This is a genomic window from Paenibacillus sp. MER TA 81-3 (assembly GCF_023713585.1).
In the GTDB taxonomy this organism is placed as follows: domain Bacteria; phylum Bacillota; class Bacilli; order Paenibacillales; family Paenibacillaceae; genus Paenibacillus_B; species Paenibacillus_B profundus.
Genome location: NZ_JAMAWB010000011.1, coordinates 51186 through 68019 on the forward strand (window position 1 = coordinate 51186; position 16834 = coordinate 68019).

The window sequence follows — 16834 nt, forward strand, 5'->3', positions numbered from 1 at the left end:
GATTGAACACCGGCCTCCATGACACGCCGAGTGACTTTCGTTTGAGAACGGACGAGCAGCGCATCATAGGGACGGATGATGGAAATGAGTTCCTCCTCGCTCAACCCTGTTATTTTGGCGACCTCCACATCTTCAGCACGCGTCAGTTGCTGCAATCCAAAATCACTTATGGGATCCGATACCAAAACTTTAAACATCGACCTTCCTCCTTCTCTATGCGTAGACTGTACGGCAGTTGAATTGTGGGTTTGTATTTAGTGATGGGTTCAGCCTGTATAACATTGCATGGTTGAAGAGCGCTATGCTAGTATATCAATAGATGGATTGGTTATATATATCCAAAAACGATGTATTTGAACAATCCAAAAAAAGTGCTAATTCATTCCACATATAAAGGGGGAATCTAATTGATGAAAATAAATCGCGCCGACAAAAGGCCCATTTGGCAGCAATTGCTCGATCAGGCGTATTTGAATGCCTCTTAGGAATTAAAGGTATCCTCTTGGTCATACGGCGATGCTTATGGTTTCGAGCCTTTACGGAGGCAGATCCAACGTTATTTATCGCTAGAGCGTGGAATTCATGTTCAAACGAATCAAATCTTGTTGACATCCGGAGCCCAGCATAGTATTGATCTCATCGCACAAACGCTTTTGGCCAAAGGAGACATCGTGACGGTCGAAGATCCCGGCTATCCCGTCGCTTGGATGACAATGAAGTACCAACAAATGAAGATTGCTCCAGTTCCTGTTAATGAGTAATTAAAATAGAGAAATTGGGCATCCCGTTACTTCATTAAAGCGCCCGTTTGTTGAAGATCACCATACAGGGATTATCACCTTTTTTGCATGATCAACTCAATCTTGTTAGATTAGGGGTTGTGTGTTTGAGTATTTAATATTTAGTTATGAAATCCTTACTTTATAATCTAAATTCAACAATTTGACAAAAAATACACTGTTTTAATTGGTATTTGGTATTTTTATTACTGGTTCATAACGTTATAGCCAACTGATATCTTTTTAGAAGTAGAACGTGAAGCCAAAATTGTTACAACGATCGCGATTGCAACCCCCAAAGCCCCTAGCCAGGTAATTGAAGATAGGGAAACTCTCTCTACAAAGATACCACCAATTCACGCACCTGCAGCCATGGCCAATTGCATCATTGACTGATTGAGACCTAGGAGTACATCAGATGACTCTGGCTCTATTGTAGCTAGGTGATATTGTTGAGTCGGGCCAGAAGACCATGCCGCAAATGACCATAATATTAAAATGACCAACACTCCAACATAAGAGTGGGTAACTAGTGAAAACAGAACTAGCATGATGATGTGTAACATCATTTCACTAATTAGTGTGAAACCCATCCCCCATCGATCGGTACTAAATCCACCAAACTTTGATCCAACTAGACTGGCAATACCGAATATAAGGAGAACTCCACTAAGCAATTCATCACTTACACCTGATATATTTAGCAGGTAGGGTGATAAGTAGGTATAAACAATGGAATATCCGCCAAGCCAGAAAAAGGTGATGGCTAATCCCAGTGCCACTTTTGGCTTTTTTAATAGAGCGAGTTGTTGGATTAAAGGTGCCGATTTATCCCCTTGGGTTTTAGGAATTGTAAAGGAAATTACAACCATTGCTAGTAATCCAAGTAAGGCAATTCCTCCAAAAACAGCCTTCTTAGGGGATCATTGCTTAATGTCAGATATGGATTGCCAAAATTCTGTATTTATGGACTTTTATATTCATTCCAATGACTGATAAACTTACATAATAATACTTCAATACAATAGGAGTGATAACAATGAATGGAGTGCGTTACAAGATAAGAGAAGTGTTGGACAAGAGCAAGATTGAGACATTTCTGCAGCAAGCTCGAATTGGACATCTTGGAATGGTCGATGGTCATCTGCCGTATGTTGTTCCGCTCAATTTTGTTTGGACAAATGGGAAGCTCTATTTCCATGGAGCCACCGGTGGGAGAAGAAATCAGGTTATGGGTGCTAATCCGGAGGTCTGTTTTACGGTTTGTGAAGAATATGGAACTATTACTGATCCGGTGCCAGCCAAGACGGACACAGCGTATATGAGTGTAATGATTTTTGGCAAGGCACAGCCCATCGTCGATCTGGATGAAGCTACACACATGTTGCAAGAAATGATTTATAAGTATGTGCCTGGTTACTATAATCGGCCGTTACCCCAGCAGCATGTAGACAAATACCGGTCAGCAGTATTCGGAGGTCCGGTTCAGGTGTACCGAATAGATCCACATCATATCACCGCGAAAGAAAATCCGATTGAAGAAGAAAAAATGTTCAAACCTGGAAAAACCGTGTAAGATGTTTTTATTTATACATAAGAACCTGTAGAGTCTCTCCGAAATCATCGAATTACGCCGCAATGACAGCATCGACATAAAAAAAGTTTGCCATATGCAGGGGACGCAACGTGGAAGAATTGAAGCATCTGATGTATCATCGAGCCGGGTTGCTTTTTCCGAAGGTTCCGTTTTCGGGGAAGAGACACAGGGATTTTTGCGAATCAATCTGGCGTGTCCCCGGGCTACCTTACAACGTGCGCTGGAACAATTTTGTCGCGCGGCCAAGACAGAAAGCTAATTTGTGTGAAATACAACTTTTCCATAGCTGAAAGGAGACGAAAAGAGTTGAATATCACTTACAGGAACAATAAAGATGTGAACGTTGAAGATGTGATTCGGGTGTTTAAAAATAGCGGGATTGTACGACCAATTGATCAATCTGAACGATCCAAGCGATGATGAACAACGCGGATATCCTGCTGACCGCCTGGCTTGGGGATAAAATGATCGGTGTGGCCCGAGCACTAACAGATTGGATAATGATGGAAGTTGGAGAGTTGGCAAAAGAAATTTTAAGCATTACATTCCATCCAACGGAGGAAAAAGTGCGGCTGGCAAAATAGGCTTGGAGATGTATGATGTCATCTTCAATATTTTAGCTCTCGCCGACCAAGTCGAGCAACAACAAAGAGCCACGAGTCCTGATAGCAGAGACGGTGGCTCTATTATTGACTTTTGAGCAAGGAAACGAAATTTATTACGGCATGGCCTTGATGAATGAATCCCCATCCATTCTATAAGACCGTTTCAGCAAGTCGGTACATACCCTCCTCAATTAGTCCCTCGTCCACCTTAGCAAAGCCCAATACCCACCCTTTGCTTTTACTCACCAAACAATAGGAATGGAGTTGATGCACACGAACTCCGCCTTGAAGCGCCCGAAGGGTCATCGTATCCTCGTCAAACGATTCATCCGCTTCCAGTAGCACGTGCAAGCCGTTTTCAATCCCTCGCAACGTAAATTTGCTGCCGAGACCACTTGCCACAATCGCCTTTTGCATGATTTCGTGGCGCCGTCGGTAGATATTTCTGGCTCGTCGCATATGGCGCATAAAATACCCGTGCTCGATGAAGTGTGCCAATGTCACTTGCTCCATGACGGGAAGATGACGATAGGTGAACGCTTGAACGCGAGCCAGTTGAGCAATCGCTTCGGCAGGTCCAATAACAGCGGATATGCGAATGCCTGGCGCAGTCAATTTAGAGAAACTCATTAAATAGAGACAATTTTGTGGAAGTTGGCTAAATAAAGTAGGCATTGGATCTCCGCGGTATCGAAATTCGCTGTCGTAATCATCTTCGATAATCCATGCACGTTGCTGAGCGGCTTTATGCAAAAGCTGTTGCCTGCGTGGTTCCGATAACATCACACCTACGGCGCATTGGTGAGCGGGAGTAACGAAAATGAGTTTCGCTTCAGACGGTACTTTCTCTGCCCAAGCACCAGCAGGGAGATCCGCCGAGCCGGATGAAATAGCTGAGGCGATTGCATTCCTGACGAGCGATGCTGCCAGTTGCATACACGGCGCAATACCAAGTTGATCCGGACCATAGCTCCGTTGAGTTTTCGGTGACGCATTTAATGATTAATCGAATCAAAAGCTGTCGCCGCGCTGGCCGCGGTCGTCCAGGAGCGCTTTGGCCCGAATCCGTTCTCCGTGAGTCTCTTCGTCTTTTGCAATCGCCGAGCGCAACAAGCTCAAGCTGCTGTACTGGGATACATCAGCTTCTGGCTGTTATCTTTAATTCTGGATAGCAACCATTATCCCGAAATATTCGTTATCCCGAAGTTTGACTCCCAGTACAGCAAGCCCGGATCGAGTACCAGGACGTCTTCGGGATAACAAACTATTCAGCACTGCTTCTTACAGTCGACTCATAATGGAGTGGCGGGAATTTCCCCGACTAAGTCCGAGCAATGAGTGTTTTCCAGCAAGTATGTTCTCTTTTTTCAGTTGGGATCATCAATCGAAATTCCCTTTAAAAGCAGCTTGATCGCATTGACATGCAGGGCTGCATATTCGTCCCCGCTTAAATTTGGCATCGTTAGGCAGAGCTGCGTTGCTCCAGCCAATGTGGACATCACACCAAAACTCAACGTTTCGATATCTTCATTAATAAAAACGCCTTGGTCGATCCCTGTTTGCAGCACTTGTCTTATTGCACAATAGGCTACTTCTGTGATCTCTCTCAATGTAGCCAATGATTCGGATTCGCTAGAAAGTGTTCTGGCATACTCTTCGAGTGCTTGGATTAATGGACTTTCACAATCTCTTCCGAATAAATCGGCCATTTCAAGCAACTGTTCGCTGGGAGACGTGGATTGCTCAATCGAACGAAGCCACTTTTGTGACATTTGTTCGGCATGCTGGGTAAGCAATTGGAGAAAGAGCACCTCTTTATTTTTAAAATGATGATACAAATTGCCTTTACTCATCTGTGTCGATGCACATAAGTCGTCCATAGTAGTTCGATCATAACCTTTTTCAATAAATAATAACTTGGCACGGTTTAAAATAATCGTTTTTGCTTCTTCTGCTGGCAATCGCCTTCTGGTCATAAGCTCCTCCCGGAACCTTATGAACGGTTCCTTTTATGCTTGGAAAATTGAAAAGCACCATATGAGATAACGATAGCAAAAATCACAAAGAATGCAAACGGCATATCTAGCGTGTGGCGGTATACAATATTTTGCAGCCCCATGTTCTCCAACGTCGATGATCCATATCCCCAAATGGATGTATTAAAAATGTTCGTGGCAAAATGGATCCCGATGGGAGCAGCCAGACCATTGGTGTGGTAAGCAACGATTCCCAGAAAGAATGCCCCCAGCAGGTAATACAACGGTCCAAAAATCCCGTAGCTTAGCATTTCGGGGTTAAAACCATGGATCAGGGCAAAGGTTAGGGAAGTGACGGAGATGGACCAGAATACACCGCCTCTTAATGATCTGAACATACGGTACATATAGCCTCTGAACAAAATCTCTTCAGCAGCACTTTGAAGCAAAATCAAAGGAGCGGTAACAATGAGTACACCTAACCACGGAAGCGGATCAAAATGAAGCGTAAAAGCTTGTGGATGCACGCCTATATCGACAAGTAAATACAGGATAAGTGTTAAAAAATACCATGAAAAATAAATTACAAACTTCCGGAAATCGGGCCTTTTACCTTCAAACAAAAATGTACTAAAAGGAATCTTGAAGAAATACTTGGTGATAATGAAGACTCCGAGAATCAGGAAAAAAAAGGACAAATAAAGTGTGATCAAACTAGGTAATCCTGAGCGAGTAGCGGGAATCAAAGTATTAAGTAGATTGAACCACAATAAAGTGCCGCCTTGCCAAATAATAAAAATGACAATGAACCCTGCTAAAGATTTGAAGCTGAATGGTATCGGCGGTTGAAGGCCATACTTTTTTTCCATGACATACACCCATCTCTCATTGTAATTACCGACTATATAGTCGGTAATTACAATGTACATATCTAATATATGTCTGTCAACATTGAACAAAGATTTTGACGCTTGCTATCGCGTGGTTGGCGAAAAAAAACCATCGGTCCTTTGCTTGATCAGCAGCTAATCCCGATGATCATAACCTTGGCTCTAGTGATGATTCCGCAAGATTTCTTGCATTCGTTGCCTACGTTCGTGCAATATCTGTTGGGCTCGCCTATTTTGGCTGCTTCGATTGCGATTGTGTTGAATAAGGTGCTGCCTGGCGGGAGGTAATCTTGAGAAGCGAGACCGTTGGTTCCAACCATCCCCTATAAAATAAACGAAAGCAATCGAAACAGGGCTGACTTGAAGGCGAATTGCCCCCTTCCAGATCAGCCTTGTCCCTTTTCAATGTTGGGTGCTGCGCTGAACGGGGACAACACCGGAGCAATGCGCCATGCAAGCTGCGGGCTCTCAATAAAAGACAGCAAGAAATAATTGTTGACATTCGGAAATAATGGAGGCAGTATTTATTTACCAATAAATAAACAACAAAGATGGCAGTCCGGCAAGATCGCATAGAACAGATTTTGGCCAAAGCAGTCGACGTATTCGCCGAACTCGGGTATTACAAAGCGAGGACTGTCGGGGCTTTTTCGGTAGTACGAAATATCGTAAATCATATCAATTGAAATCCGTTTCTCTTTCACGGCAATTTCATGCTTGTACAGCTTCATATTTAAAGATGTCTCTGTAACCCCTGTTCATTCAATCTTTCGCCTGATCTCGATACACCTCTGTACATGAAATGTTGAGCGAAGAGGAAGTATAGGAAGTAAGCATCTATTTGAGAAGGTAATGGACATGAAAAAAAGCCACATAGCTGTCTCTTTACTCATTATCATGATCATGAGTTTCCCTGCACAATCTAATGCCGCCGGGACACAAGGCTTGCCCCAAGAAGACTCGAAAATACTGCTGTACCAAGATATGCTGATGCTCTTTCTCGGTCCGAAGATCGATGCGGCAGTGGCCGGCTATTATGCAAAAACGTTATCCGCCGCTCCGACCGTGTACCCTTATCAGATTGATGTGGTGCAAGCAAAAAGATTGGGAGGATTTCGACAATTTCATTTCATGATCGAACTTGAAGTTACTCCTACTATCGGACCCCATATTACGGTAGGCAAGGATCGGTTGACTTTTGAAGTGGCTCCGACGATACATGGCACAGGAAAGCTGGTTAAATTCGAGCATTTGGAGACGCATGCGCTCCCGCCTAATTGGCAACACCTGATGAAATGACCTTGAGCGCAGCAAAAAGTCCTCGGAGCAATTCAGGGCTTTGCAATAGACATTTATGATTGAATAAAAAAAGGCTGCCCTAAAGTAGTCAGCCTATCTCTAGCGCAGCCAATGTAAGTGCCACATCCTATTCCAATGGATGTTGGCATTATTATTAGGTTACAACAAATTCCACCATAACTGGGACAGCAAAGTCAAGTGCATCGCCCCCCGGGATTGACAGCGCTGTTATGGTGTAATAAAAAAGTTGTAATAGGCAGGTGAAGCAGGAAATGCCGCTGCAGCCATGCCAGCGTCATTTATAAATGCTGTGGCTGCAATCGTAAATGCGCCCCCCGTCCCCACCTTAACCTGATAAGAAGTTGGAGCAGATAAATTATAGTCCAAGTTCTATTCCATATACAAAAAAAACCCTTCTGCATCATTCTGCATCAAGGATTTCGGGATGTATGAGTTATGGTGCGGTCAAGAGGACTCGAACCTCCACGGGTGTTACCCCACTAGAACCTGAATCTAGCGCGTCTGCCAATTCCGCCATGACCGCATATTTAGTAACTTTCATTTTGTAATCATATTTTTCTTAGCGACAAAAAATATAATACCATGTACACAAAGCTCCGTCAACCATTTCTCATAAAATATTTTTAAATCCCCCTGGACCAACCATAATCAGGGGGATTCTTCGCTTGATTTTTTTGCTCCTTTTTTGTTCGCTTAGGTTAAATAGGTGCCGTTAAGCGCCTGCTGCACCCGCGTAACGCCTTGAGACAGCGCGTGTCCGCCTCCAAGGGCGGCTGCGACGGCTACGGCCTCCATAATTTCTGTATCAGCCGCCCCTTTGTGCCTAGCCTCGTTCACGTGATATAACGTGCACACCTCGTTATTGGCGAACAATCCGATGCCGAGGGCGATAAGTTGCTTCGTCTTCGCATCCAATGCCCCGTCAGAGAAGCAAGCGCCAGTAAAGACATGATAGGCTTGTACGACGTCAGGCAGGGTAGATTCCAATTCTGATATTTCATTCTTGTAAGCTTGTACCTTGTTATCCATCTCGGACATGTTCGTTACCTCCCCCGCTGTCTCCCGAGATGATGAGTCATTCTCAGGCGCAGCGACCGATCTTTACGTATCCTAGGATAACCTGTCCAAGCGTACTTCATCCCTACTGGCTTTCTTGTTCCGAATCCAGCAGCTCAAGCTCCAAGCGCGGCTCACTGGATGGCTGAATCGAGTATGTGCGGCTCAGCTTGACGATACGCCGGTTTCGTTTGCGAATCATGACCTGTTCTTCATCCCAAGCGACGACCCAGCCGATGATATCATTCATTTTCAGCATATCTCGAACGATACGCACCAGTGTGCCTTCCTGACGGTAAAGATCCAACACTTGTTCTTCCATCATCCCCTGTAACCTCCATCACTTCATATGTTGTAAAAAGACCTGCAGCACAACCGCTGACAGGTCTTTACGCACGTTTCGACGATATCGGCTTATCCGACGTGTTCCTTCGAATCATTCGTCTCAAACCAATAATCCAACACTTTGGCAGACATGACGCGCTTATGGATATATTCGACTTGCTGAGTGGTGAACTGTTCCTTCCAAGTAACCTGCAGCTGTTCGCACAGCTTCACAATCGTAAGCAATTCGGACCAAGCCACATATCGTTTGTACCAGAAAAATTGAGGGTGCTCAATCATATAGGGGTACAAATCATCAAACTCCGTATGCTTACATGCCAGCGCCCGCTCAAAATGGTTTTTGGCCTCCGTCAATTTTTCTTGCAAAAATCGAGCTGTTGGTTCATCAACCATATTCGTCGCCCCCTCTCACCTTCTTATTCTTTATTATATGCCAAACAGGTGAATGGAGAAAAGCGGGCAATTCCTGCAATCAACTGCAACAATTGGTTCTGAGCCACGTCTAAGTATAATAGAAGCAGCAAAACGTCATTCTTTAGGATATAATAGTCCTAATTAGCCTCATAACGCTTGTCTGCCTATTTGATTCAGCTATTTAAGAAAGGGTAATATGTTCTAAGCCCGCCGCGAGGCGGTAAAGGAGGTCAGACCATGCAGCGCCCCTTATTTCGACCAAGTCTAACAGCCGCTATTCTGTTAATTAACATAACCTTGCTATTGTACGGATGTTCGGCACAAGAAGGAAGCATGCCGCCGACCAGCACGGAACCTTCCTACACCAAGCATAATGGAACGGATTCGCGTTCTGCCACAAAGAAGAAAGACAAGAAAAACGAACAGACCGTTATCGCATCTCCTAAGGAAAATTCATCAGAGGGTGAAGGTTCAGTTGCAGAGCAAACATTTGACCGCACTCAGCCGAAGCTGAAGGGCATCTCTCTGAAATCAACGGATAAGGATATCCGCACCTTATGGGGAGAGCCGGATAACCACTTCGTGATGGACGAAATTGATCCGATCGACGTACTCGAATATGGCGGTTTCTCTTTCGGATGCCATCAGAGCGGTGATGTCGTATTCGTCGAAGTCTCAGGAGAAGGCCAATCTACTGGTATCAAGGGATTGAAAATCGGAGACAACGAAGACCAGGCCGAACGCACTCTCGGTAAACCAGACCATGACACTAATTATGTATGGAGCTATGAAATAAAGAGCGCCCTGCTTCGATTAGATATGGATCCGAAGACGAACAAGATTCAATCCGTGAAGCTGTTCCCGAACAACAACGTATAGTATCATTCATACAAGCAGAACGCCTTGATTCGATTAAGAATCAAGGCGTTCCTTTTTCCCGCGTGCGACGCCGCATCATCAAATAAACAGCACTTCCCGTAATAAGAGCGAACACGATAAAGCCAAATAAAAACGGGGTGCCTTTGGCGTGCAGCCAACGCACGGCCGACTGCCAGTGGTTGCCGACCATATGCCCCAAGGTAAGAAACGTTGCTACCCAAATCAATGCGCCCGTACCGGCAGCAATAAAATAAGTCGACCAGTTCAATCGGGACATTCCCGCCATATAACACGTCAGGTGGCGCAACCCCGGAACAAAATAACCGAATACGATACCCCAGGGGCCGTATTTTTGAAACCAGCGTTCCGTTCGTTCCACCCGTGCCGGAGTTAACTTGAATGTCTTACCGTAGCGGTCTAAGAGCGGCTTGCCAACCTTGCGTCCGACAAGATAACTGATGAACATTCCGCTCAAGCTCCCTGCCAGACAGACGATGAAGGCAGGCATGAATCGAAACGGCCCGTCTACCGTAAGACTCCCCACAAACACCATTAGCGTTTCATCAGGTATAGGGATGCCGACGATTCCCAACGCCAGTAAGAAAAACAATGCAATGTAGCCATAATGGGATAGCGCCCACATAATTCCGCTCATCGCAAGCCTCCCTTTCACTTGATAACTCTTCCTATATTACCATAACAATGATGTCATGTCCGACCTTTCTCCATCATACCTTGTATTAATGCGTACAAGCCATGCAAGTTAGGAGGCGGCATCTCATTGAAAAATATGCTGCGAGTATTACAAATTGCGTTTACGTACACAGGGACCGTTGTCGGCGCTGGATTTGCCACTGGCCAAGAAATTTTGCAATTTTTCACCGTATACGGTTGGTGGGCGCCGCTGACGATAGGACTTGCCACCATGTTGTTCGTCTGGCTGGGCACCAAGCTAATGGTCTTGTCCCATCACATTCAAGCGAAGTCTTATGAAGACGTGAATAAGCTGTTGTTTGGAGAACGGCTGGGCGGATCCATCAGTCTATTTACGATGGTCGTCATCATTTGCGTGAACAGTGTCATGCTTGCTGGCGCTGGCTCAGTCTTCGTCGAACATTTGAATATGAATTACCAGACCGGACTATTGCTGACGCTCTTCGCTTCTTTCTTGGTTATCAGCCGGGGGATGAATGCCATCATCAAGTTAAATTCCTTCGTCGTACCGACGATGCTTGTCTTCACGACGCTTATCATGATCCATACGCTGCAAATGCCCAACGCCGGTCAACTGCTAACGATTTCAACGGATAAGCCTTTCTATGCCGCTTGGACTGCTCCTTTTTTATACGGCGCCTTCAATTTGGCTATGGCTCAAGCCGTGCTAGTCCCTTTGGGCGCCACTATGCCGAGCAAAAGCGTCATACGGATGGGCGGCATCATTGGAGGCATCATCATTGGACTGATGCTGCTGGCAGGTCACTTCGCGCTCTCTGCCCAGATGCCGGGAATTACTCAGTTCGATATACCGATGGGACAAATTGCATCGGGTCTAGGCTTAACGATACAGCTTATATATATTCTGCTTATTTTCTCAGAAATCTTTACGACCCTCGTATCTGACGTGTATGGCGTGACACTGCAGCTTCACCAACGTACCCGGGCCAATAAAAATCTGATCATTTTCTGTATTATGCTCTTCTGCTATGTCGTCAGCCAATTCGGCTTCCGATCGTTGATGTCATTCTTGTATCCATTATTCGGCATGTTCAGCTTAGTCTGGCTGTACTTGCTTATGCGTACATCCAATCCGCCTAATTTGCCTGCGGATAACAAGCCCGCACCGAATGGCACATCCCATGCCATGACTCCGCTGCAGCCCAATCCATCCCGGGCGGACAGAAAAAAAGCGTAATACCGTTATGACTCGGCATTACGCATCTTATAACAAGCCATATATAAGCAAATACGAGCAATTCCTTATATGTGCCTGCCTAGCGTCACAAGCCCCTTCGTTCCAGCTCGACCAACTTGACATCGGGAATCGCCTCACGAAATATATCTGCGATATGCGGATGACAAGTCGTCATGATAACTTGATGGGTAACGGATAAAGCAGCAAGCGCCTGCACAGCCGATCTGAGCCGTTCACGGTCGAAATTGACCAGAATATCATCCAATATCAACGGAATGGCAACCTTGTGGGACATTGCTTCGGCTAATGCGCAACGCATCGCTAAATATAACTGCTCCGCCGTACCTCGGCTGAGCTCCGAGCTCCAGACAAGCTCCCCATCCTTGCGTTCTAGAGCGATGCGCTTCGTTCCGAGAGGCGCGACCACACGCGCATAACGGCCTGCCGTCAGCCGCTCCATATAGAAGCCAGCCCGCTGCAATACGAGCGGCTGCTTCTCCTCCTCGTATAGATGCCGCGTACGCTGAATCAATGTCTTGGCGAGAGACAACACCGCATAACGGGATGCTTGTTCATCCAGCTTCGCCTCATGCACGGCCGCTTCCTGACGATATGCGGCCCCCTCGACCTCCGTCTTCAGACGCTCATACTCTTGTCTTAAGCGACCTCGACGTTCTTCTCCCTCGCGAATACGGCGATCCAGTTCATCGACCTGCAATTGCTGTTCAGAACAACGCTGCTCCAGCTCGCGTGTATCATATTGCTTCAAGAGCTCGTCCATTGCCGCGAAAGAACTGCGTTCACCGCCGCGGTACAGAATGGCATTCATTTCCCGGATCCGCTGTTCAAGCTCCATCTTCCGTTCGAAATCTGCCGTTCTTTGCTTGAACTGCCCGTCGTCTCTAACCTGCGCTTCCTCAAGCAGCTTCTGCTTCGCTTGGTCAACATGTTCAAGCTCAACCGCCTTCTCATCCCGTTCCTCCAGCAACGTTACCCGCTGCTGCTCAAGATGTTCATATTCCCGCAGCATGTTCTCTTCCTGCTCGATTCGTTCCACGAGACGATAGAGACCGCCCAGCACAGAGCCCATAAACATCGGGTTGTCCGAATCGGTATCCAAAGAACCACTAAGAGCAGGTTGTTGGGAAACCATTGCTGTGGCAGGTTCACTTTCTCGATCGAACGACGTTTGTTCCGCTGCTGCAGCTACCTCTGGATTGTGAACCGTTGTCTTCCCTCGAGGTTCTTCTTCCGTCTCTGTCTTGCCTATATTTACTGAATTGACTGCTGCCATCTGCTGCGCTTGCTGGAACAAGCGCCGGCAATCCTGCTCGAACGATTCAATTTGCCCGCAGAGGCGCTCATGTCGCGCATACAGCCGGTCTGATTGCCGCTTCATTTCAGCTGCCTGTTCAGCGCGCCGGAAATGCTCCAGAACGCCAGCAGGACTCAACCCCGCCGGAAGACCCGACATGTACAGCCACGCTTGCCATCCGGCGACACGCTCTGCTTCCTTCTCCGCCGCTGCTTCCGCTTCCAGAGCTGCCGTCCGCGCCCGGCGTTCAGCGACGGCCAGTGCTTCTGTCGTCAAGCGCATACGTTCCAGCAGAAGTGAACGCTCATGAGCCCATTCGTCCAGCGCCGCGAGCGCCGCGCGTAGAGCAGGGAGCTTCGCTCCCAAGCCCGATTGCTCTCGCAGAGACTGTCCTACGTGGACACTTCCTCTGCCTTCTCTGGAGTGCCCTGCTCTCGATGCCATCCGGCCGCTGCCCATATGGAGTGTGGACGCCGGCATAAGCGGCTGCATCAGCTCAGTAAGCGACTCGACCTGCACGGACGCTTGATGCTCTGCACCGTCAGCAGCGTAATAATCAGCCACTGTCACTTGTTCATTATTCCGTCCATCTGCGCTGCTCCGGCCAGACGATAAGTACACCATAGCTGCCACGCCAGCGATGCCGACGAATGCCACCGCTCCGGCTGCAAGCCACTGACCTGCCAGAGCGCCTAATCCGATAGCAGCTGCCAAAGCCAGCACACCGAACAGATAGGCGGCTCCCGACTTCCCGCCTATTCGCGCCGACCGTGTACGTGAATGCCGCTGAGACGGTAAGGGAGCAGAGTCTGCAGCAACGTTCGCCTTCCCGCGCGATGCTTCAGACGACCGCCATGCATGCAGCGCATCCTGCAGCGCCTGCTCCCTGCGCTTGATTTCTTCGACGCGGGCCGCCGGAGGGGCGAAGCCCATCCCATTGACCCCCACCGCTTCGCAGCGCTCCAGCGCCGTGTGCGCTTCCTGCCGCTCCGCCTCTGCCGCAGCGGCTTCACGAGCCGCCCTCGCCGCGGCGTCTTCGGCTTGCGCCTTCGCGATACGCAGCGCGTCCGCTGTCGCGAGCTCGGCCTGCACGCGCTCGACGAGGGCGGACGACGCGCCACAGGCAAGCAGCTGCTCCGGCGTCCAGGCCGGGTCGCTCTGCCGCGCGAGACGCCACAGCTCGGCTTCCGCCAGGCTCGCTTCGGCTTCGGCTTCGCTGACGGATTCACGCCAATGCTGAACCGTATCCGCCAGCTGCGCCAGCCGCCTCACTTCCGGCGCCAGCTGCAGCAGCGCCGTGTGCGGGCGCTTCGCCGCGAGCCGCTGCTCCATCAGGCGCAGCTTCTCCTCCGCCCGCTTCCGCGCAAGCTCGGCTTCCGCGAGCCGCAGCTCGGCGGCCTGCCAGCGCGCGCCGCCATCCGGCGGCCATGCCGATACATCCGGCAGGCCCTCCAGCTCCTGCTTGGCGGCCACGTAGCGCAGCCATGTTCCGCTGACGCTCGCGGCGCGCTCGGTCAAGGCCAGCCGTTCGCGAAGCTGCCCGCGCTCATGGACGCTGGCCTCCAGCTCCACTCCCGCTGCCTCCAGCTGCTGCACGAGCTCATCCACCCGGGCTGCATGCTTCATCCCAGCGCGGCGCGATCGCTCCGCCTGTTCGATCGCCTGCAGCGTGTGGACGATCTCCTGTGTCCGCCCGCGAGGCTTGTACAGCTGCTCGAGCTCCTGCTGCAGCCAACGCTCCGCATCTGCAACGCCGCGTCCGCCGTTCAGCCCCGTGTCATACAAGAAGGCCCCGACGTCCTCGCCCTGCAGCGTCTGAAGCTCGTGCAGCTCATCCAGCGTGATGGCGAACAGGCGGCAGAACAAATCGCCGTTAAGTCCGCCGGCAAGCTCAGCCTCTAGCTGATGCTGATTCATCAACTGGACTTGCCCATTCGCGTCACGTTTATGTATCGCTGTCTGCATCGATCCGTTCCGTTCTAAGCGTTCAATCGTCCATTCAGAGCCTTCGGCATCTTGGACGATCATCCGGCCGCCATAGGCGCCTCCATGGGCCGGTTCATACCGGGCACTCCCGCTCCTACGCTTCGGAAAGCCATACAGCATCCCGCGAATGAAGGCGGTAATCGTGCTCTTCCCCGCTTCATTCGGGCCAGCAATGAGCGTCACCGCCTGCGAAGTTGATGCATCTGCCAGCGTAAAGACAGCATCTTTCATTTCACCGAAGCCGATAAGATGCAGCTTGATGATTTTCATGCATCCTTCACCTCGCTTTGCAGCCATTCCAATGACAGCAGCATCGCTTCGCGCAGCCAGTCGTTCCGGATGTCGTCTGGCTGCACGGCAAGCCATTGCTGCAAGCGCGGCTGCTGCCGGAAAGCGCCCAGCGCTTCCTCGAGCAGGTCATCCCGCTTCGCCGCATCGCGCAGGCTTTCATCCGCCAGACGGACAAGGTCGCCTGGGAAGCTGTCCGACGCACGCCATGCGTCCACATCCATATCCGGACTGCATTCTAAGCGAATGCCGACAGGCCATACAATGTCCGTTTCGCCAAAGCGCTCCAGCCGTTCCAGCTCTTGCTGATTCCATGACTCGATCCACTGCTGCACGAGCAACGTCCGCTGAAGCTCGGAGTATAGCGCCGTTCTGCCCGTGAGCGTGAGGCGAACCAGCGTCAGCCGCTCTTCTGCCTCCTGGCGCCATTCATTCATCTTGACATCAAGCAGCTCCATGATAGACTGCAAGTCAGGCAGATCGGTTACCTCAAGCTGCTCATTGCGCCAACGCACGCTATCCAATGCCCTGAATTGCAAGGATGCATGTCCGTGAGCGTCCACATCGACTACATAAGCGCCTTTAGGCCCTGTCTCCTTCACATGTCTTCCTTGAGTATTGCCCGGATAGACGATAAACGGATATTCATGCAGCACCTCGCGCAAATGAATGTGACCAAGCGCCCAATAGTCGTATCCCTTCTCGATTAACTCCCGTTTGGAGCAGGGAGCATATGGATCATGCCCTGCCCGCCCGTCTACGGTAGCATGCAGAAGCCCGATACGATATAGCCTGCCGTCTGGAGATCTGTGTGATGAGCGAGAGAAGCCGCCTTCCCTGCCAACCGATTGCTCCGCCTCTGCTGCCTGTTCGGGCACATCCGGATACATGGATGCCAAATTGTCATATACCGCTGAATCTCGATAGGACATTCCGCTGATGACCGCTGCCGGCTCCCCGTCTCTACGGCAGGCAATGACCGTACGGGGCTTATCCGCTTCGAATACAACGACGCCTTCAGGCCAATTCCAGCGCACATCTTCATGCAGCGGATCATGATTGCCGTGAATGAGATACACCGGTATTCCGTGTGCGCTTAGCCTTTCCATACCGCGCTGCAGTCGCCATTGCGCCTTTAAGGATCGGTCTTTGCCATCGTATAAGTCACCGCTGATAACCACGAAATCGATATCAGCCTGTATCGCCAGCTCCACCAGCCGCTCCCAGGCGGCAAAGGTGGATTGCAGCACCATATCTTTCAGCGCCTCCGGCAGCTGCGTCAGTCCGCGAAACGGGCTGTCCACATGCAAATCCGCCGCATGAATAAACCGAAAGGAATTCAACGCTCCACCTCCTGTCGCTATTATCCCACCCCGAACTCTTGCTGCTTCATCGCGCAGCCCATAGCTTGCACAGCATAGCCAGGATTACCAGCACTACAGCCTTTACAGCGCTTGTACAGCATTAGCCTG

17 protein-coding genes, 1 tRNA gene and 5 pseudogenes are annotated in these 16834 nt (G+C 49.3%); 10 read left to right on the forward strand and 13 right to left on the reverse strand.

Translation table 11 applies throughout. From position 1 onward, the window contains the following. Positions 1 to 8: 8 nt before the first annotated feature. Positions 9 to 197 (reverse strand): annotated as a pseudogene (locus M3650_RS17385) (phosphoglycerate dehydrogenase); the annotation flags it as partial. A gap of 297 nt (positions 198 to 494) precedes the next feature. On the opposite strand from M3650_RS17385, the pseudogene M3650_RS17390 reads away from it, so the two are divergent. Next, positions 495 to 758: pseudogene (locus M3650_RS17390) on the forward strand (aminotransferase class I/II-fold pyridoxal phosphate-dependent enzyme); the annotation flags it as partial. 227 nt (positions 759 to 985) lie between these two features. Here the strand turns inward: M3650_RS17390 and M3650_RS17395 are convergent. Next, a pseudogene (locus M3650_RS17395) lies at positions 986 to 1693 on the reverse strand (MFS transporter); the annotation flags it as partial. Between the two features lie 125 nt (positions 1694 to 1818). Between M3650_RS17395 and M3650_RS17400 the strand changes: the two are divergent. The 3 genes and pseudogenes from M3650_RS17400 (at position 1819) to M3650_RS17405 (ending at position 2960) form a co-directional block, all read left to right on the forward strand. Continuing rightward, on the forward strand, positions 1819 to 2355 hold the full coding sequence (locus tag M3650_RS17400) for a pyridoxamine 5'-phosphate oxidase family protein (protein WP_251576656.1): 537 nt from the start codon (positions 1819 to 1821) through the stop codon (positions 2353 to 2355). Positions 2356 to 2450: 95 nt separating this feature from the next. Continuing rightward, a pseudogene (locus M3650_RS33160) lies at positions 2451 to 2635 on the forward strand (cystathionine beta-lyase); the annotation flags it as partial. A 157-nt stretch (positions 2636 to 2792) separates the two neighbouring features. Further along, positions 2793 to 2960, forward strand: coding sequence for a hypothetical protein (locus M3650_RS17405; RefSeq protein WP_251576657.1), 168 nt, complete (start codon positions 2793 to 2795; stop codon positions 2958 to 2960). A gap of 171 nt (positions 2961 to 3131) precedes the next feature. Here the strand turns inward: M3650_RS17405 and M3650_RS17410 are convergent. Continuing rightward, a pseudogene (locus tag M3650_RS17410) lies at positions 3132 to 3809 on the reverse strand (aminotransferase class I/II-fold pyridoxal phosphate-dependent enzyme); the annotation flags it as partial. Between M3650_RS17410 and M3650_RS32640 the strand changes: the two are divergent. Further along, positions 3802 to 3939, forward strand: coding sequence for an SDR family oxidoreductase (locus tag M3650_RS32640; protein WP_369011129.1), 138 nt, complete (start codon positions 3802 to 3804; stop codon positions 3937 to 3939). The pseudogene M3650_RS17410 and the gene M3650_RS32640 overlap by 8 nt on opposite strands. A gap of 116 nt (positions 3940 to 4055) precedes the next feature. Then, positions 4056 to 4241, forward strand: a complete 186-nt coding sequence (locus M3650_RS32645; RefSeq protein WP_369011130.1) for a hypothetical protein — start codon at positions 4056 to 4058, stop codon at positions 4239 to 4241. A 107-nt stretch (positions 4242 to 4348) separates the two neighbouring features. Here the strand turns inward: M3650_RS32645 and M3650_RS17415 are convergent, their stop codons facing one another. Further along, complete coding sequence (locus M3650_RS17415) at positions 4349 to 4957, reverse strand: TetR/AcrR family transcriptional regulator (protein WP_251576660.1); 609 nt, start codon at positions 4955 to 4957, stop codon at positions 4349 to 4351. Between the two features lie 17 nt (positions 4958 to 4974). Continuing rightward, complete coding sequence (locus tag M3650_RS17420) at positions 4975 to 5826, reverse strand: CPBP family intramembrane glutamic endopeptidase (protein WP_251576662.1); 852 nt, start codon at positions 5824 to 5826, stop codon at positions 4975 to 4977. A gap of 165 nt (positions 5827 to 5991) precedes the next feature. On the opposite strand from M3650_RS17420, the gene M3650_RS17425 reads away from it, so the two are divergent. Both M3650_RS17425 and M3650_RS17430 read left to right on the forward strand, forming a co-directional pair. Beyond that, a complete protein-coding gene (locus M3650_RS17425; protein WP_251576663.1) occupies positions 5992 to 6135 on the forward strand; it encodes a hypothetical protein in 144 nt (47 codons plus the stop codon). 570 nt (positions 6136 to 6705) lie between these two features. Further along, complete coding sequence (locus M3650_RS17430) at positions 6706 to 7146, forward strand: DUF3888 domain-containing protein (RefSeq protein ID WP_251576664.1); 441 nt, start codon at positions 6706 to 6708, stop codon at positions 7144 to 7146. Positions 7147 to 7374: 228 nt separating this feature from the next. Here the strand turns inward: M3650_RS17430 and M3650_RS17435 are convergent, their stop codons facing one another. From M3650_RS17435 to M3650_RS17455, 5 genes are all read right to left on the reverse strand, one after another. Further along, positions 7375 to 7533: a hypothetical protein gene (locus M3650_RS17435; protein WP_483311755.1), complete on the reverse strand. Its 159-nt coding sequence runs from the start codon at positions 7531 to 7533 to the stop codon at positions 7375 to 7377. Between the two features lie 70 nt (positions 7534 to 7603). After that, positions 7604 to 7690 (reverse strand) — tRNA-Leu (locus tag M3650_RS17440). Positions 7691 to 7860: 170 nt separating this feature from the next. Beyond that, a complete protein-coding gene (locus tag M3650_RS17445; RefSeq protein WP_251576666.1) occupies positions 7861 to 8205 on the reverse strand; it encodes a carboxymuconolactone decarboxylase family protein in 345 nt (114 codons plus the stop codon). Positions 8206 to 8308: 103 nt separating this feature from the next. Next, positions 8309 to 8548, reverse strand: coding sequence for a hypothetical protein (locus M3650_RS17450; RefSeq protein WP_251576668.1), 240 nt, complete (start codon positions 8546 to 8548; stop codon positions 8309 to 8311). A gap of 89 nt (positions 8549 to 8637) precedes the next feature. Continuing rightward, complete coding sequence (locus tag M3650_RS17455) at positions 8638 to 8961, reverse strand: hypothetical protein (RefSeq protein ID WP_019424332.1); 324 nt, start codon at positions 8959 to 8961, stop codon at positions 8638 to 8640. A 258-nt stretch (positions 8962 to 9219) separates the two neighbouring features. Between M3650_RS17455 and M3650_RS17460 the strand changes: the two genes are divergently transcribed. Continuing rightward, positions 9220 to 9861, forward strand: a complete 642-nt coding sequence (locus M3650_RS17460) for a DNA uptake lipoprotein (RefSeq protein ID WP_251576670.1) — start codon at positions 9220 to 9222, stop codon at positions 9859 to 9861. 40 nt (positions 9862 to 9901) lie between these two features. Here M3650_RS17460 and M3650_RS17465 read toward each other — a convergent pair whose 3' ends face one another. Beyond that, positions 9902 to 10516, reverse strand: coding sequence for a DedA family protein (locus M3650_RS17465; protein WP_019424330.1), 615 nt, complete (start codon positions 10514 to 10516; stop codon positions 9902 to 9904). Positions 10517 to 10642: 126 nt separating this feature from the next. Between M3650_RS17465 and M3650_RS17470 the strand changes: the two genes are divergently transcribed. Beyond that, a complete protein-coding gene (locus M3650_RS17470) occupies positions 10643 to 11773 on the forward strand; it encodes a YkvI family membrane protein (protein WP_019424329.1) in 1131 nt (376 codons plus the stop codon). A gap of 85 nt (positions 11774 to 11858) precedes the next feature. Here the strand turns inward: M3650_RS17470 and M3650_RS17475 are convergent, their stop codons facing one another. Together M3650_RS17475 and M3650_RS17480 are read right to left on the reverse strand one after the other, a co-directional pair. Further along, the gene (locus tag M3650_RS17475) at positions 11859 to 15344 is read right to left on the reverse strand and encodes an AAA family ATPase (protein ID WP_251576672.1); all 3486 of its coding nucleotides are present in this window, start codon (positions 15342 to 15344) and stop codon (positions 11859 to 11861) included. Next, entirely contained in the window at positions 15341 to 16705 is a 1365-nt protein-coding gene (locus tag M3650_RS17480; protein ID WP_251576674.1) for a metallophosphoesterase family protein, read from the reverse strand. The genes M3650_RS17475 and M3650_RS17480 overlap by 4 nt, the downstream gene beginning before the upstream one ends. Between the last annotated feature and the right edge of the window lie 129 nt (positions 16706 to 16834).

What these genes read in the sequence shown, in the direction of transcription:
- M3650_RS17400 (WP_251576656.1), top strand. Translation starts at nt 1,819, where the DNA reads ATGAATGGAGTGCGTTACAAGATAAGAGAAGTGTTGGACAAGAGCAAG.
- M3650_RS17405 (WP_251576657.1), top strand. Translation starts at nt 2,793, where the DNA reads ATGATGAACAACGCGGATATCCTGCTGACCGCCTGGCTTGGGGATAAA.
- M3650_RS32640 (WP_369011129.1), top strand. Translation starts at nt 3,802, where the DNA reads ATGAGTTTCGCTTCAGACGGTACTTTCTCTGCCCAAGCACCAGCAGGG.
- M3650_RS17415 (WP_251576660.1), bottom strand. Translation starts at nt 4,957, where the DNA reads ATGACCAGAAGGCGATTGCCAGCAGAAGAAGCAAAAACGATTATTTTA.
- M3650_RS17420 (WP_251576662.1), bottom strand. Translation starts at nt 5,826, where the DNA reads ATGGAAAAAAAGTATGGCCTTCAACCGCCGATACCATTCAGCTTCAAA.
- M3650_RS17425 (WP_251576663.1), top strand. Translation starts at nt 5,992, where the DNA reads ATGATCATAACCTTGGCTCTAGTGATGATTCCGCAAGATTTCTTGCAT.
- M3650_RS17430 (WP_251576664.1), top strand. Translation starts at nt 6,706, where the DNA reads ATGAAAAAAAGCCACATAGCTGTCTCTTTACTCATTATCATGATCATG.
- M3650_RS17445 (WP_251576666.1), bottom strand. Translation starts at nt 8,205, where the DNA reads ATGTCCGAGATGGATAACAAGGTACAAGCTTACAAGAATGAAATATCA.
- M3650_RS17450 (WP_251576668.1), bottom strand. Translation starts at nt 8,548, where the DNA reads ATGATGGAAGAACAAGTGTTGGATCTTTACCGTCAGGAAGGCACACTG.
- M3650_RS17455 (WP_019424332.1), bottom strand. Translation starts at nt 8,961, where the DNA reads ATGGTTGATGAACCAACAGCTCGATTTTTGCAAGAAAAATTGACGGAG.
- M3650_RS17460 (WP_251576670.1), top strand. Translation starts at nt 9,220, where the DNA reads ATGCAGCGCCCCTTATTTCGACCAAGTCTAACAGCCGCTATTCTGTTA.
- M3650_RS17465 (WP_019424330.1), bottom strand. Translation starts at nt 10,516, where the DNA reads ATGAGCGGAATTATGTGGGCGCTATCCCATTATGGCTACATTGCATTG.
- M3650_RS17475 (WP_251576672.1), bottom strand. Translation starts at nt 15,344, where the DNA reads ATGAAAATCATCAAGCTGCATCTTATCGGCTTCGGTGAAATGAAAGAT.